This window comes from Denitrificimonas caeni, assembly GCF_905120345.1.
Classification (GTDB): domain Bacteria; phylum Pseudomonadota; class Gammaproteobacteria; order Pseudomonadales; family Pseudomonadaceae; genus Denitrificimonas; species Denitrificimonas caeni_A.
In genome coordinates this window covers 89,931-104,982 of the sequence record NZ_CAJHOA010000005.1, presented here as the reverse complement: position 1 = coordinate 104,982, position 15,052 = coordinate 89,931, and the positions used below count along the sequence as shown (strand labels likewise).

At 46.9% G+C, this 15,052-nt stretch carries 18 protein-coding genes and 1 tRNA gene; 6 read left to right on the top strand and 13 right to left on the bottom strand.

Features of this window, described 5'->3' with window-relative positions; all coding sequences use genetic code 11:
* Window positions 1–29: 29 nt before the first annotated feature.
* From JYJ62_RS10620 to JYJ62_RS10600, 5 genes are all read left to right on the top strand, one after another.
* A complete protein-coding gene (locus JYJ62_RS10620; protein ID WP_205342198.1) occupies window positions 30–377 on the top strand; it encodes a hypothetical protein in 348 nt (115 codons plus the stop codon).
* 40 nt (window positions 378–417) lie between these two features.
* On the top strand, window positions 418–1,239 hold the full coding sequence (locus tag JYJ62_RS10615) for a DUF2303 family protein (RefSeq protein WP_205342197.1): 822 nt from the start codon (window positions 418–420) through the stop codon (window positions 1,237–1,239).
* Window positions 1,240–1,297: 58 nt separating this feature from the next.
* Window positions 1,298–1,831 (top strand): hypothetical protein, encoded by a 534-nt coding sequence (locus tag JYJ62_RS10610; RefSeq protein WP_205342196.1) that lies wholly within the window; start codon window positions 1,298–1,300, stop codon window positions 1,829–1,831.
* Window position 1,832: 1 nt separating this feature from the next.
* A complete protein-coding gene (locus JYJ62_RS10605; protein ID WP_205342195.1) occupies window positions 1,833–2,333 on the top strand; it encodes a hypothetical protein in 501 nt (166 codons plus the stop codon).
* A gap of 280 nt (window positions 2,334–2,613) precedes the next feature.
* Entirely contained in the window at window positions 2,614–2,901 is a 288-nt protein-coding gene (locus tag JYJ62_RS10600; RefSeq protein WP_205342194.1) for a hypothetical protein, read from the top strand.
* A gap of 86 nt (window positions 2,902–2,987) precedes the next feature.
* On the opposite strand, the gene JYJ62_RS10595 is transcribed toward JYJ62_RS10600, so the two are convergent.
* The 5 genes from JYJ62_RS10595 to JYJ62_RS10575 all read right to left on the bottom strand — a co-directional run bounded on the left by JYJ62_RS10595 (window position 2,988) and on the right by JYJ62_RS10575 (window position 6,591).
* Window positions 2,988–4,169: a hypothetical protein gene (locus tag JYJ62_RS10595; protein WP_205342193.1), complete on the bottom strand. Its 1,182-nt coding sequence runs from the start codon at window positions 4,167–4,169 to the stop codon at window positions 2,988–2,990.
* A 115-nt stretch (window positions 4,170–4,284) separates the two neighbouring features.
* Window positions 4,285–4,725 carry a hypothetical protein gene (locus tag JYJ62_RS10590; protein ID WP_205342192.1) on the bottom strand — a complete coding sequence of 147 codons (441 nt, stop codon included), beginning with the start codon at window positions 4,723–4,725 and terminating at the stop codon, window positions 4,285–4,287.
* On the bottom strand, window positions 4,715–5,326 hold the full coding sequence (locus JYJ62_RS10585) for a hypothetical protein (protein ID WP_205342191.1): 612 nt from the start codon (window positions 5,324–5,326) through the stop codon (window positions 4,715–4,717). The genes JYJ62_RS10590 and JYJ62_RS10585 overlap by 11 nt, the downstream gene beginning before the upstream one ends.
* A gap of 125 nt (window positions 5,327–5,451) precedes the next feature.
* On the bottom strand, window positions 5,452–5,988 hold the full coding sequence (locus JYJ62_RS10580) for a hypothetical protein (RefSeq protein ID WP_205342190.1): 537 nt from the start codon (window positions 5,986–5,988) through the stop codon (window positions 5,452–5,454).
* Between the two features lie 516 nt (window positions 5,989–6,504).
* Window positions 6,505–6,591, bottom strand: a tRNA-Leu gene (locus tag JYJ62_RS10575).
* A gap of 540 nt (window positions 6,592–7,131) precedes the next feature.
* Between JYJ62_RS10575 and JYJ62_RS10570 the strand changes: the two genes are divergently transcribed.
* A complete protein-coding gene (locus JYJ62_RS10570) occupies window positions 7,132–7,383 on the top strand; it encodes an Lpp/OprI family alanine-zipper lipoprotein (protein WP_205342189.1) in 252 nt (83 codons plus the stop codon).
* Between the two features lie 58 nt (window positions 7,384–7,441).
* Here JYJ62_RS10570 and JYJ62_RS10565 read toward each other — a convergent pair whose 3' ends face one another.
* The 8 genes from JYJ62_RS10565 to JYJ62_RS10530 all read right to left on the bottom strand — a co-directional run bounded on the left by JYJ62_RS10565 (window position 7,442) and on the right by JYJ62_RS10530 (window position 15,041).
* Entirely contained in the window at window positions 7,442–7,831 is a 390-nt protein-coding gene (locus JYJ62_RS10565; RefSeq protein ID WP_205342188.1) for a DUF2802 domain-containing protein, read from the bottom strand.
* Window positions 7,831–8,310, bottom strand: a complete 480-nt coding sequence (locus JYJ62_RS10560; protein ID WP_205342187.1) for a chemotaxis protein CheW — start codon at window positions 8,308–8,310, stop codon at window positions 7,831–7,833. Before JYJ62_RS10560 ends, JYJ62_RS10565 begins: the two co-directional genes overlap by 1 nt.
* A gap of 62 nt (window positions 8,311–8,372) precedes the next feature.
* Window positions 8,373–9,107, bottom strand: coding sequence for a chemotaxis protein CheW (locus JYJ62_RS10555; RefSeq protein ID WP_205342186.1), 735 nt, complete (start codon window positions 9,105–9,107; stop codon window positions 8,373–8,375).
* 36 nt (window positions 9,108–9,143) lie between these two features.
* Complete coding sequence (locus JYJ62_RS10550; RefSeq protein WP_205342185.1) at window positions 9,144–9,983, bottom strand: ParA family protein; 840 nt, start codon at window positions 9,981–9,983, stop codon at window positions 9,144–9,146.
* Window positions 9,984–10,111: 128 nt separating this feature from the next.
* Window positions 10,112–10,882 (bottom strand): flagellar motor protein MotD, encoded by a 771-nt coding sequence (gene motD, locus JYJ62_RS10545; RefSeq protein WP_205342184.1) that lies wholly within the window; start codon window positions 10,880–10,882, stop codon window positions 10,112–10,114.
* A 2-nt stretch (window positions 10,883–10,884) separates the two neighbouring features.
* Complete coding sequence (locus JYJ62_RS10540; protein WP_205342183.1) at window positions 10,885–11,625, bottom strand: flagellar motor protein; 741 nt, start codon at window positions 11,623–11,625, stop codon at window positions 10,885–10,887.
* Window positions 11,625–12,815 (bottom strand): protein-glutamate methylesterase/protein-glutamine glutaminase, encoded by a 1,191-nt coding sequence (locus JYJ62_RS10535; RefSeq protein WP_205342182.1) that lies wholly within the window; start codon window positions 12,813–12,815, stop codon window positions 11,625–11,627. The genes JYJ62_RS10540 and JYJ62_RS10535 overlap by 1 nt, the downstream gene beginning before the upstream one ends.
* Before the next feature lie 36 nt (window positions 12,816–12,851).
* Window positions 12,852–15,041: a chemotaxis protein CheA gene (locus JYJ62_RS10530; protein ID WP_205342181.1), complete on the bottom strand. Its 2,190-nt coding sequence runs from the start codon at window positions 15,039–15,041 to the stop codon at window positions 12,852–12,854.
* Window positions 15,042–15,052 lie beyond the last annotated feature (11 nt).

Below are 15,052 nucleotides of genomic sequence, written 5' to 3'. Positions count from 1 at the left end.
GCATAACCAAAGCACCAGAGGGCAACACCATGAAACCAACAGACGTAACCGAGTTTTTAAACAACCTAAACGCTGGCGTATTCGCCCAGCAAGTCGCGGTAGCGCTCAGCTCCGTAGCGGCTGGCGTAGTCGAGCACCATAAAAAAGGCAAGGTAACAATCTCATTCGACATCCAGCAAATCGGAGAAAGTAACCAGGTAAAGATCACCCACAAACTCGACTTTGCTCAGCCAACGAAACGCGGCCAGAAGCGAGAAGACACCGCGCTAGACACCCCAATGTACGTCACCGCTAATGGCCTAGAGCTATACATGAGCGACCCGACGGCGCAACTGTTCTCACGTGAGCAAGCGCCGGTTGTTGCTAAATCCGTTTAACCCAAACCCAAAACCACCACGTAAATAAGGAAACACGCACATGCAAAAAGATACCCTACAACTCATCATCGACAACGCCATATCCGCCATAGGTCTCGCAAATGATGGGGCTGACTCGATCAACACCGGCGCAATGATCGTGCCTGAGTCATTCAAAGCGATTGATCTTGAGAAGTACATGCCAGAGCGCCGTCGCTTTCGCGGCAACTTCAGCACCACCAGCATTGAAGACTTCTGCGTATACGCAAACGATCACGATGCAGGCTCTATTTTTGTCGATACAGACAAGCGCCGCATGAGCGCCCGCGCCTACTTTGACCTTGGCGGCCGCGCCACGCCCGGGCACGCCGAGCATCAGGCAAGTCTTAGTTTAGAGCCATCGCCAGCTTATGCCGCAGCGCTGGCCATTAATGGTGAGCGCCTCAAGCAGTCACAGCTCGCCGAGTTCATCGAAGACTGGTTGCCGCAGCTGACCATTCTGCACAACGAAGACGTACAAAACCCACTGCAAGCCATTCAAGCCGTGCGCAATATCGTCATCAATGCCAGCGCTGCAGCGTCACATTCAGAGCACCACTTTGGCGCGTCACGCTCAGCAATGGAGGAAGTCGAAGCCAAAAGCAGTGTGCACCAGTTGCCCACGCACATCACTTTCACCTTTGTTCCGCACATCGGCTTTGAGCCCATCGATGTGGTATTCCGTGTCGCAGTCATCACCGACAAAGAATCACCGCGCCTGACCTTGCGCTGGATGCAGCAGGACACTCAGCAAGAATCCATCGGCGAAAACCTGAAAAATATGATTGCCATCGAGCTCAGTCAGAACGGTTGCCCAATCTACAGCGGCAACTTCAGCGCGTAATAACCACCAACGCGCCCGGTAACACGGGCGCACCTCGCCACCACTTGAGGATACGCACATGCATTTTACATTTGAGCAATACATACCACTACTAGCGCTGCTCGGAGCTGTGATGGTTTTCGGGATATTTAGCTACCACTGCGGAGTGAAAGACCGCGCAGAAAAAATTAAAGAGGCCGTACACAAAGCTGAGCGCCTGCGAGCTTGCAACAACGATTTACATGCTCAATTGACTATCATCGAGCATCGCGCAGACACCTGTGCCCGCGCAATTGAGCTGCTTAACGATGAGCTGGAAGCTGCGAACATTATCAAGCGCCGACAGTTAGAGGCAACGCTACAAGCAGAGGATGTTGCCGAGGCTTATAGCGAGCTTGCCGTTCACCTGAAGAACGAGATCGACGCGCTTAAGCTGCTTGCTCTTAGCGATACCCAGAGAAAAACAATACGTCAAGCCGCAAGCCAGTTGCTACTGGCATCGCAGATTATGGCCGCAATTAATAACAAGGAAAGCGCAGCAACACAGAGCACTCTCGCATCTCGCTTGCAAAGTATTATCAGCGAGCCTGCACCAGAAAAGGAGGCGGCATAACATGAAAATATCTATGCAAACCGCCGACCTAACCTTACAGCAACGCCGTGCGGAAATCGCGCAACTAACAGCAGAGTTTGAAAGCAAAAACGGTCCAGTACAAACAACAGACATTATCTGGCGCGGCGCAACACCGCCAAACTGGAATGGCGCTTTAGTGACTGATGGTACAGCGAAAAGAGGCGCGGAAAATAGCGCAATCAATCAGCAAGTGCTGCAGCAGTACGCAACAGCGCCATGCTTAACTGAGCTGGCAAAGGCGCTCGGTATCAGCGTCAGCTCGCTGAGCAAGAGAGCTGGCCGCCTAGGCATCAGCCGCGATAAAGCAAGAAAAATCAATAACCACACCAACAATCAGCGCTCTACCCAGCGCCTAACCAAAACTGCCGAACTGCTTGAGGCTGGCCAGCCTGTGGAAACCATCGCCGAAAAGCTCGACATCAGCCCTCGCTTAGTCCGCCACTACCGCCAACAGCTCGAATCAATGCAGGAGGCCGCGTGACCTGCCGCATAACCTACAGCACCGTGCACAACCACGGTCAGCCGCAAGTTTTCGGAACACCACCGCGCAAACCAGCGCGCTGGGCCGCTCAAATTCGCGTGGCATCGCCAGCCGGCACAGTCATGCACCACTCAAGCAGGGTTTTAACAAACGTAACGCTGATGGAATTAGTAGAAGTAATGGGCGCGATTATCGATGAAATCGGCGCAGAGATCGGAGGGCTGGCCACGTGCGTCACCTGGCACGCCACCAGTTCAGGCGGGAAGAAAAGGACACGGAAATGAATATCGATCTAGAGCAAGCACTTATTGAGCTGGCCAAGCAAATAACTGCAAATCAAATCCCCGTGCAAGATCGCCTATGGACCAGCAAAGAAATTGCCGAATACATGAGCCTGTCAGACTTCACAGTCCTTCAGAAAGTCGTAGTGCAACCCACATTCCCGACACCCACTCAACCAACTGGAGCCGCAAAACGCTGGTTTGCCGGTGAAGTGATCCTCTGGGCACGCCAAAACCGCAGCAAACTACCAACTGGCCGCACCCGATCAGTAAAGAAAGCAGCGTAAACCACCTTATCTTTACTGCAAGAAAGGGCATTTAAAATATGCCCTTGCCCCCTAAACATGTCCAAACGGTCCGCTTGATTGCTTAGTTAAATTTTCTCATTCTCGATATTTTGAATCGTTTCAAGTACATCATTAGTAGACTGGATGGTTTTTCTTATCTCATTTAAAACACGATCAAGAGAGACAATAACCACTCGCTTAGCCTTGTTAATTTGGGCAGTTAGCCTAGGTAACTTAGCAACGCTATCTCTAAAAAATGATAAGCCATTTTTTGCGTCATTAGCTGATTTCAGCATATCACGTAAACTTTTTTTCAGTTCTTCAGAACTATCTTCTTCTGTAGAAAGCTCAATTGAAATAGAAATGGCCTTGCTAAGTGCATCAAAAGCTTCTGTTCTTGATGAGGTTGCAATACTTACTTGAGAGTCGAGAATTTCAGAATATCTAGTAAGGTCATCACTAGTTAGCTTTATAATTTTTCGAGCTTCTTTCTGATCATAAGAGCCATCTACGTTAGCAGAAGTTAACCTGGTTATCTCAGCTGTACGACGATCAAATTGAGTTCCGATTTTAACTGTTGCATCAGACATCAACTCCAATGCAGAGGTCATGTCTGACATCCGATCTTCGTGGATATCTAAATAGTCGAACAGCCCATAATCATCAGCTTCATCGACAACACTCTCAAATACTTGAGAATCATTGATCGCATCTACTTCCTTTGTAACAAGTAACCTTTGAGACCAAGATTGTGCAACTCTACTTAGGTGTCCTCTTAATAGGGTTTCAAAGCCTTCAGTATTTTCGAACGTCCAGTACAACCCACCTTTTTCACCCAATTGACTTTTAAGTAATTGAATTTTTTGTAGTTGTACATGATCCATTCTAGAAGGAGAAATTGCTTGGTCTTTAAAGTAAACCATAATGTCTACTGAGTTCGGATTATCCTGGTGCTTTTGGTAGGCTCTTTCGAACTCTTCGATCGTTCCAGATTCAGCGATATCGGTAGGAGAGCCAACTTTAGTCCAAAATAATGCTATGAAAACGTCATACTCATCATTTATCTGCTGGTTGATTACATCTTGGGGGTATGCCGCGAAACCAGGGTGAACATCGGTTTCCCATTTAACAAGCTCTAATCGCAAATTAAGGCTTCGACTCCAAGTCCTGTTTAATTCCGAGACAATCGCTTCTAAAGCAGATCGTTCTTCTGCAACATCCCCGGGCGATGCAACAAAAACACTAATAATATTTTCATTTCTAGCCATGTTAATCTCTATATTAGAAATGATATTCCATACGAAAACCTAACCTTTGGTTAAGGTGCGGTTTAGCCTGTACCAGTGAGCGAAGCGAACGGTTTCAACCAGTTGTTATAAATTATTACTCGCTAGCTCGCAATGCGATTGATCTAGGGTTAATTGAAATGTCGACATGAGCACCGTTTCCAATATGAAGAACATCAACTGTTTCAATATCTAATATTTTATGAACGACGCTTTTAATTTGAAGCGATAATGGCGCAGGGCCAAATGGAACCAAATAGACACGAGTCCAGCGTTTCTCCTTAAGTTTTTTTGCGACGCGAACAAGTACCTTATCTATTTCGGCTAAAGCTGATTCACCTGATGTGAAATCAAATGACCCTTCGGACGCAAAAAAAACTTCGCCTCGTTTATGAAGCTCATGGTAAGGATGAATTCCTGCATTTGAAATAATTGTCAATATATTTTCTTCGCCCTGAGGGCTTAGAAGTTCAATAAGCGCGTCTTCCCCATGCTTAGTAATGAAACGTTCAACTACTTTTGAAGATTTATTTTGCATTCTTTACAACCCTGGAAAATGACATTTCACCATGTGAGTCACGGCCTTGCTCTGTATAATAAACAGCAGGGTGAATATCTGAAAATTTGTGGTCAGCACTTTTAAGTTTTACGCTTGTTACACCGTAGTGGCGCATTATTTGAGAGGATTCATCTCTTCTGAACTCTGCACTGTATTCATATCTAAGCGTAAACATATGCGGGCTTGCCATATCCAGAGCGGCCATCTGAGAAAGGCTATCCGATTTTTCTGTTTCTAGGTGAATTTGAATTTTGCTGTATGTCTGATGGATTTTTACTTGTGCTAAAATTTTATTGTCGTTTGCAGACGAAGATATTTCCGCCTTCCAATCCCCATTTAGATCAGGGATTTTTATTATTCCAAGGCTGTACAACCAAGGCCATTTCCAGATAAATTTATCAAGCATAATAAATAGCAAACCATATAATGCAATTCCAGATGGTGCAGCTACTACCAAACCAGAAAAATCACTGATTGCCTTAATAAGAAAGGCTATACCGATTCCGATAATTCCACTGAGCACTGCCAATATGTAATATGCAGGCTTTCTGTCGTGGTAAGCAGTTGTATATTCGTGCATCCTTTCCTCGTATTGTTCTGCAACTTATAACGCCCAGTTCAGCGGCGCTGAATGCGGAGTGTGTTTTTGGAAAGAATGCCGAAGGCATGCCCAAAAAGCCGCGGAGTATTCGGGATTCTATGGGACTATTTCTTAGGGTTATTATTCTTCCAGCGCTGAAACCACTTGAGTGCTTTCGGGAGATCAAGACCCAGACCAAACATACTTGGTTTGAGTATTAAAGGGTTTTCCGGTTCTTTTTTCTCTTCCTGATCGGCAAGCGCCTCCTGCAATTCCAACTTTCTTCTCCAGCGCTCAGTGAGCTTCAGAGTGCAGCGCACAAACTCGGGAGATGTTTCCCTGACTTCCCTCTCCCAATCCCACAAGGGTTCTGTACGATCAATTTTGACGTAATCGTGTTGGAAGTTTGGGTGCGGATAATATCGCATTTCGGTTAGTTCGATGGTAAGGACTCCGCGAAACTCAGCGTCTAGAACAAATTGGTTAGCTCCGTTTGATAGCGGGCAGTAAAGAAAGAAATCTCTTTCGGAAAATTCGAACATGAACCTAATGAGGTGTTCCAAGTCTTCTTCCGATGCGATTTCATCGCACTCGATGGCGTGAAGCATCGAATGTTTAACGCTCGTTATCAGTTCACTCGGCAAGACCGGTTCGTCACCCATTATTCAGATACTTCCTATATTACCCTAATATTAAATTAGTAAGCATGCGCGCTTTACCGATACGCCAACTTTATTTGATTTAATAGTAAGGGATTGGTTATACGTATCTTTTCTGGTCTTCGCAAGGCTGCTGCCGGCAGCAATCTATTCATGCACACTTTGAAACCTGTAGCGGCACATTAACTAACTCTATCAAAAGCTCACATCCTTGTTTTAGTGGCTCACGTAAGCACCAAGGGTGGCAAAGCGTGCAGTGACTAGGATCAGTTGACGCTTACGGAAGCAATCGATTCTCACAAAGCTATTTATCTAATTTTGATAAGTTTCACAGCCCGCTAACATGCCGCTCGACCTGATAGCTCTCGACAAGCTTTAAGACACTGCTTAACGTCAACAAGCAGTAGATCATTACGCCAAATTTACGCCAAAAGTTTTCAGAGGAATTTTTTGAAGACAAGAAAAAGCCCGCATATAGCGGGCTCTAGCCATAAACACTGGCGGTGTGTTTATTATGTATGGTGCCCGGAGCCGGAATCGAACCGGCACGAAGTTACCTTCGAGGGATTTTAAGTCCCTTGCGTCTACCTATTCCGCCATCCGGGCGGTAGAAGCGTGACTGGTTAGCTTTAAGCTTGTTCCAATCGAGGGCGCTAATATATGAGATATTTCTGCTAAGTGCAAGCCCTTATTGAAGTTTTTCTTTAAAAAAGGCTTTTATTTAAAAAAAACTAACCAATCTTTATCGACAAGGCCTATCGAAGAGACTCAATAGAAAATCGACTATCACAATATTTAGCGCTAACACCGCCAGCAGCACAAACTGCAACACTCACGCCACTGTAAATCACAGGTCTTATCTAATGCGTTATAACTCATATGGCTCAAAATACAAATCGCCTCAAAGCCCTTCACTCTCTGCATCTCAGCAACTTTAAATCACTGCACAACAACTTTTTCAGGTCGTTGTGGTCAAAGCATATAGACGTAATGATTTTATGTTCACTTATTGATCAGGAAAGCAAAAAAAACTGCTTTCTGGTCGATGTACTAGTTTACTTAATCAAGCGAATGCGTAACATATACAACAGCCAGCTTATCATCAGATAGGTTGCTTCCATGGAAACCCATATTAAGGGGAACAAGATGAATAATGTTCTAAAATTTTCTGCATTAGCTTTAGCTGCTGTTTTAGCAACTGGTTGCAGCAGTGTATCAACGGAAACTGAAGCACGCTTGACCGCTACTGAAGACTCAGTAGCTCGTGCACAAGCACGCGCTGACGAAGCGTACAGCAAAGCTGATGAAGCAATGAGCGCTGCTCAACGTGCTCAGCAAACTGCTGACGAAGCTAACGAACGCGCTCTGCGTATGTTAGAAAAAGCCAGCCGCAAGTAATATTACTTGCTAAGGCAAAAAGGCCAACTCTATAAGTTGGCCTTTTTTATAGCTAAAATTATTTCTTACCATGTAAGCGCTGCAACAATTCCGCTTCGGACTGACTTAAACCACATGATTGTTTAAGATCCTCAGTGGTTGCTCCCAAACCCACTAAACGTGCAGCTTGGCTAAAAGATAGGCTTTCAGGGTCTTTTTGCTCCATACGCAAGATTTTTTCCGGCAAAGGTGCAAGATTTTTTTGCAACTCCTGCAGCTCCTCACCCATCTGCATACTGCCAGACAAATAAGTTTCTAAGCGTCGAGTAACATTTTTCAACGCTTGTTTATGCTGCTCATCTTGTTCTCTATATAACGCCTCTAAGCGTTGTTTTTGTCTCCATAGCAGATACACAGCAACAGCGTTGCCGACGCACAGCACAGATAAAAACAACACTGCCGGTAACATTACAAGGTGTCCAACTCAGACCATTCTTCTTCGCTCATCATTTTTTCCAGTTCAACTAGAATCAACAACTCGCCATTTTTATTACAAACACCTTGAATAAACTTAGCAGCGTCTGCATTACCCACATTCGGAGCCGTTTCTATTTCCGATTGGCGCAAGTAAACAACTTCTGCCACGCTATCAACTAAAATTCCAACGACCTGCTTATCCACCTCGATAATCACTACTCGAGTATTATCATCCACTTCAGCAGGCGGCAAGCCAAAGTGCTGGCGCGTATCGATCACGGTCACAACATTACCGCGCAAGTTGATGATGCCCAACACATAACTCGGTGCACCCGGCACAGGTGCAATTTCGCTATAGCGTAAGACCTCTTGCACCTGCATCACATTAACGCCATAGGTTTCATTATCAAGACGAAATGTCACCCATTGCAAAATCGGGTCATCGGTACTGTGAGCTAATGAATTTTGCATTGTTTTTCCTCTCATTCAGAGCTTTTGAGCTCACACTATATTGACAATATTTTAACCACTGCCTATGCAGTGTTGTGTGACGTATTTTTACCGGTAATTAACTGCGCTAAGACTTCAACGTCGAGTAACGCACACATATGCTCAATCACTGTACCAGCCAACCATGGACGCTTACCACGCTGCGTCCGCCATTTAACGTCGCTCGGCTGCAAGCGAATGGAGTTGCGTACATGATGAACAGCCAAACCCCAGTCATAACCATTAATAGAGATCACATACTTGAGGTCATGACGCATGTCTGCAGTATAGCGTTCTGGCATCACCCAGCGGGCAGTTTCTAATACTTTTAAATTGGTTTTTTGCGCTGGCAGTATGCCAATAAACCAATCAGGCTGAGCAAACAAAGGGGTTAACTCATTCGCCTCAAAGGTATAAATACTACCTAACGCCACCAACGGCACGGCTAAGGTTAATCCCGCCACATCAAACAACAAACATTCAAAGGCGCTGTCTGCCCAACTACTTTTTGTTAACTCAGGTGCAGTGGCGCCCACTACTGACGGCGATACGACGCTATCATGTTGCTCCGCGAGGATACTAACCGACACAGGCAACTGGTTGATTTGCGCTTCACTGATTAAAGGCTCACGCAAGGCCATAGGCGGCAAGCTAAAGGCAACCTCAGGCACCTCTAAAAAAGCGACCGGCTCTGTAGCAAGACGAGGCTCGGGCACGGCGTCAGTTAACAACGCATCTAAGTAGCCTTGCAAAGCAGCATGTTGGGTGTCTTTACTCATAGGCTATACCAAATAATCCTAACGTCTCAAAACGCATTACTGCCCTGACTTACGTGCAACACAATTGTCTGTTAGCACCTGCGCTGACTCAGCTAATCGAGAGTTAATACACTGGTTTAACACATGTTTTAATAATGCTCGATAGGCCAAAATAGCACGGCTGCTTTTATCAAAACGTGAAGGCACCAACCCTGCCCGACTGGCATCACGCAAACGCGTATCAATCGGAATATAAGCTTGCCATAAGGTTTGCGGATACTGTTTTTTGAGCATACGTAACGCGGTGATCGAAGCTTGCGTGCGCCGATCAAACAACGTTGGCACAATACTAAATGGCAACGCTTGTTGCCGTGAGCGATTAATCATTTTCAACGTATTAACCATGCGCTCTAAACCTTTTAAGGCCAGAAACTCTGTTTGTACCGGAATCAATAGATACTCACTGGCCGCCAAGGCATTAACCATCAGCACCCCCAAGAGTGGCGGGCTATCAATAACAGCAAAATCAAAATCACTATCCAGTAGCGCTAAAGTACGACTGATCACTAAACCTAAGCCATCTTTACCGGGTGACTGACGCTCCAGTACAGCTAAGGCCGTACTGGAGGGTAACAACTTGATATTTTCATGACTGGTGTCACGCAGCAACTGCTGTGGTAGTTGTGTCGGTATTGAGCCGGCATGTTGAAACAAGTCATAACAGCTGTGTTCCATATTATCAGGGTCATAACCAAAATAACTGGTCATTGAGCCGTGTGGATCCAGATCAACCACCAGTACTCGCTTACCTGCATCGGCTAAAAGGCCGGCAAGTGCCAAGGTTGTCGTAGTTTTACCGACGCCCCCTTTCTGGTTGGCCACCGCCCAGATTCTCATCGCATACCCCATACTCAGTTGCACTGCTATTAGCTGCTGTTTTACAGCGCCAGTTCGTTGACGCTGTAAACACTTTTATATTGATTAACAATATAACTAGCAATCTATGTGCCAGCTCTAACGAGTGATTAAGTTTGATCCGAGGGTATCGTAGCTTGACGCCGACTATCGACATTACGAGAAATAACCAAGACAACTCGGCGATTGCGTGCCCGTCCCACCGCATCAATATTATCGGCAACCGGCTGAAACTCACCGTAACCTACTGCGGCCAAACGCTGCGGCTCAACACCCTCCATTACCAGCATTCTGACGATACTCGCTGCCCTAGCGGCAGACAGCTCCCAGTTGGTTGGGTATTGCGCGGTGCTGATGGGCAGATTGTCGGTAAAACCCTCAACCTGAATCGGATTATCAAAGGGCGCTAAAATGTTTGATATTTTCTCCACCAGATCAAATGCATCCTGATGCGGAATAGCATCGCCACTGGGAAACAATAAACTTGAGTTCAATTCCAACTCAAGCCACATCTCATTAGCACGCACCTGTACTTGCCCATCACCTAACAAGCCTGCAAATTGATCACGAATTTGCGCCGCAATTGACTCTAAAGGGTCTTGCGGGGTATTAGCAGCAACGGCATCAGCGGCATCAGAAGCACCCTCATCTGATTGCCCTTTTAAGCGCTCATCACCAATAGGGATGGGTTTAATCGAGCGATCCGTTTGACTAAAAACACCTTCCATCGAGTCGGATAAAATTTTATATTTGCCTTCGTTAACCGAAGAAATTGAGTACATCACCACAAAAAAAGCAAACAACAGAGTAATAAAATCAGCATAAGACACCAACCAGCGCTCATGATTGATCGGATCTTCCTGTCTGCGTCGGCGTGCCATGGTTACTCCATAAAACCTTGTAGTTTTAACTCAATGGAGCGCGGGTTCTCACCTTCAGCAATCGACAAAATACCTTCCAGAAGCATCTCACGATAACGCGACTGGCGCAGTACCGTCGCTTTAATTTTGCTAGCGATGGGCAGCAGTAGTAAGTTTGCTGAGCCAATGCCATAAATCGTCGCGACAAATGCCACCGCAATACCACTGCCTAATTGCGAAGGGTCGGCAAGATTACCCATCACATGAATCAAGCCCATCACCGCGCCAATAATGCCGATGGTTGGCGCATAGCCACCCATGCATTCATAAAACTTAGCGGCTTGAATATCACGATCTTCTTGGGTGTATAAGTCCACTTCTAAAATACTGCGAATACTTTCTGCTTCCATACCGTCAACTAACAGCTGCAAGCCTTTTTGCGCATAAGGATCAAGCTCAGCATCGGCAATGGCTTCCAAACCAAGCAAACCATCCTTGCGTGCCGTCATACTCCAACCCACCACATTATTAATCGCGTGTGGCAAATTGGCATAAGGTGGAAACAGTACCCAACTGACAATCTGCAGAGCTCGTTTACAATGACTGACAGGCGTTTGTAATAACGCGGCCCCAAAGGTACCACCAAACACAATCAACGCGGCCGGACCATTCACCAACGCACTGATATGGCCACCCTCAAGGTAATTCCCACCAATAATAGCCACGAAAGCCATGACCAATCCAACCAAGCTAAGCATATCCATCAGCTGCACGCCTCAACCAGATAGCGGCCAATATCATCCAAGCTGTAGACCACGTCGGCTAATCCGGCCTTAACCACAGCCATCGGCATACCATAAATAACGCAACTGGCTTCATCTTGCGCCCACACCTGACTGCCTGCTTGTTTCAACATACGGGCCCCTTCACGACCATCCGCGCCCATCCCAGTCAACACCACAGCCAGCACTTTATTGTTAAACACCTTAGCCGCCGAACCAAAGGTAATATCAACACTTGGCTTATAGTTAAGGCGCTCATCACCCGGCAAGATGCGCACTGTGCCGCGCCCATCAATCATCATCTGCTTGCCACCTGGAGCCAGCAAAGCCAAACCAGGGCGCAAAACATCGCCTTCTTCAGCTTCTTTAACATCAATTTGGCACAGTTTATTTAAGCGATCAGCAAAGGCTTTGGTAAACGCCGCCGGCATATGCTGAATCATCACAATCGGCGCGGGGAAATTTGCCGGCAGCTGGGTTAACACGCGCTGCAAAGCAACCGGACCACCGGTTGAGGTGCCAATCGCGACTAACTTGTAGGTTTTACGTGGCGGGCTCGTGGTTGAAGCCTGAACGGTTCCTTCACTTGGAGGAATCACCTGTCGTGCTGCACTGGCAGCCTGAGCTACGCTTTGTGTATTAGGTTGTGTCATCGGTTGCGTGCGCGCACTGGGTCTTGACGCTACAGGCGTTGCGGGTGCTGGTACTGCAGGCGCTGGTTTCGCTACTGCAGCAGCTCGAACCGGCGCAGCTGACCGTGACCAAGCACGGCGATTACTCATCGCTAGCAAATGCACTTTATCACAGAGCATTTGTTTGACTTTCTGCGGATTTCTAGAAATATCTTCAAAATTTTTCGGTAGATAATCCAAGGCACCCGCATCAAGCGCATCTAAAGTGACGCGCGCACCTTCATGAGTCAATGACGAGAACATCAATACCGGAGTAGGACAGCGCTGCATAATAGTTCTAACAGCGGTAATGCCATCCATCACCGGCATTTCATAATCCATGGTGATGACATCAGGTCGTAAGGCTAGCGTTTGCTCAACAGCTTCGCGACCATTGGCTGCCGTACCCACGACCTGAATATTGCTGTCCGAGGACAGTATTTCGGTCAGCCTACGTCTAAAAAAGCCTGAATCATCAACCACTAAAACCTTGACTGTCATACTGACTCCAAAACAACACCATGACTTGGATTAAGCCTAGTAGCGTTGTCCGTAATTTTTAAGCAAGCCTGGAATATCTAAAATCAGCGCAATACGTCCATCGCCGGTAATGGTTGCGCCGGACATACCTGGCGTGCCGTGTAGCATTTTACCCAAAGGCTTAATTACCACTTCTTCCTGGCCAACCAACTGATCAACAACACAGCCAATGCGCTGATTACCGACAGTTAAAATCACCACATGACCTTCAGTTTGCTCAGCATGAACTTCTTTGGGTAACAGCCAGTGTTTTAAATAAAATAACGGGAGGGCTTTATCGCGTACAACCACGACTTCTTGTCCGTCGACAACATTGGTGCGCGACAAATCCAAGTGAAAAATCTCATTGACGTTGACTAACGGAAAGGCAAAAGCTTGTTTGCCGAGCATGACCATTAAGGTTGGCATAATCGCTAAGGTCAGCGGCACCTTAATCACCACCTGCGAACCTTTGCCCGGCGTGGAGAAAACATTAACAGTGCCGTTCAGTTGGGCAATTTTAGTTTTCACCACATCCATACCGACACCACGACCAGACACATCCGAGACTTCAGTTTTGGTAGAGAAACCTGCGGCGAAAATTAAGTTGTAGCACTCAAGGTCGGTTAACCGATCGGCGGCTTCGCGCTCGAGCATGCCTTTCTCAACGGCTTTATTACGCAGCACATTGGCATCCATGCCTTTGCCATCATCGCTGATGGTCAATTGAATATGATCGCCTTCTTGCGAGGCGGCTAAAATCACACAGCCTTCACGCTCTTTGCCGGCCGCTTCGCGATCCGCTGGCAGCTCAATTCCATGGTCGACTGAGTTACGCACCAAGTGCACCAATGGATCGGCCAGCGCTTCAACCAAGTTTTTATCTAAATCAGTGTCTTCGCCCACCAACTCGAGGCGAATCTGCTTGTTCAGGTTACGTGCCATATCTCGGACTAAACGCGGAAAACGGCCAAAGACTTTTTTAATCGGCTGCATGCGTGTTTTCATCACCGCCGCTTGCAGATCACCAGTCACCACATCTAAGTGACCGACGACTTTAGCCATGACCTCATCACCGCTATTGAGCCCTAAACGCACCAAACGATTACGGACTAAGACCAACTCACCGACCATATTCATAATGTCATCGAGGCGTGCGGTATCCACACGTACCGTGGTTTCAACCTCCGCTGCCGGCGCACGGGCAACGGTTCTGCGCTCGGGTCCAGTATATTTTGGCTCAGGCGCTGGAGTGGGCTTGGTTTCTGCAGTTGCTGCAACTGGTGGTACTGTTGGTTTAGTAATCGCAACATCTTTAGCAGCATCAACATCTGCAATTGCTGCTTGGAACTTGCCTTTACCGTGCAACTGATCCAGTAAGGCTTCAAACTCATCATCACTGATTTGGCTAGGATCTGCGACGCTACTAGCTGTCGTAACACTGGCGGCATCACTGTCTGAGCTGGATGCTGGCGGTACAGTCACTTCAACATTAAACTGTCCCTCACCATGCAATTGATCCAACAGGGCTTCAAATTCATCATCCGTAATTTCATCAGAACCTGACGCGGGAGTGGTTTCACTATGCTGTACAGAACTAGACGCAGTCTTTGCCGGACCATGTAATTGATCTAACAACGCTTCAAACTCATCATCAGTAATAATATCGCCTGGCGTACTGGTGACTGGCGTAGCGCTCTTTTCAGTCATGGGGGTAATCGCACCCAGCAACTGTTCAAATTCTGCATCAACCTGATCATCGCTACTCTGCTGCTGTACATCGGCACTGGATAACGGTTCAGCAGATTCATCCGCTGTACTCGGCTCAGCTAAACGCGCCAGCGCTTCGAGTAATTCATCTGCTGCGGGGGTCAAAGCCGCACCTTCGCGCACGTCGTCGAACATGGTATTAACGCTATCCAGTGCCTGTAGAACAACGTCCATCAGCTCCGGCGTTACTCTACGCTCACCTTTGCGTAAAATATCAAAGACGTTTTCGGCAATATGGCAACAGGCTACCAGCTCATTGAGCTGTAAAAATCCGGCACCGCCTTTGACCGTATGGAAACCACGAAAGATGGCATTGAGCAAATTCATATCATCAGGACGACCTTCCAGCTCAACCAGCTGTTCAGATAGTAATTCTAGAATTTCTCCTGCCTCCACTAAAAAGTCCTGGAGGATTTCTTCATCAGCATCAAAGCCCATATGCGCTCCTC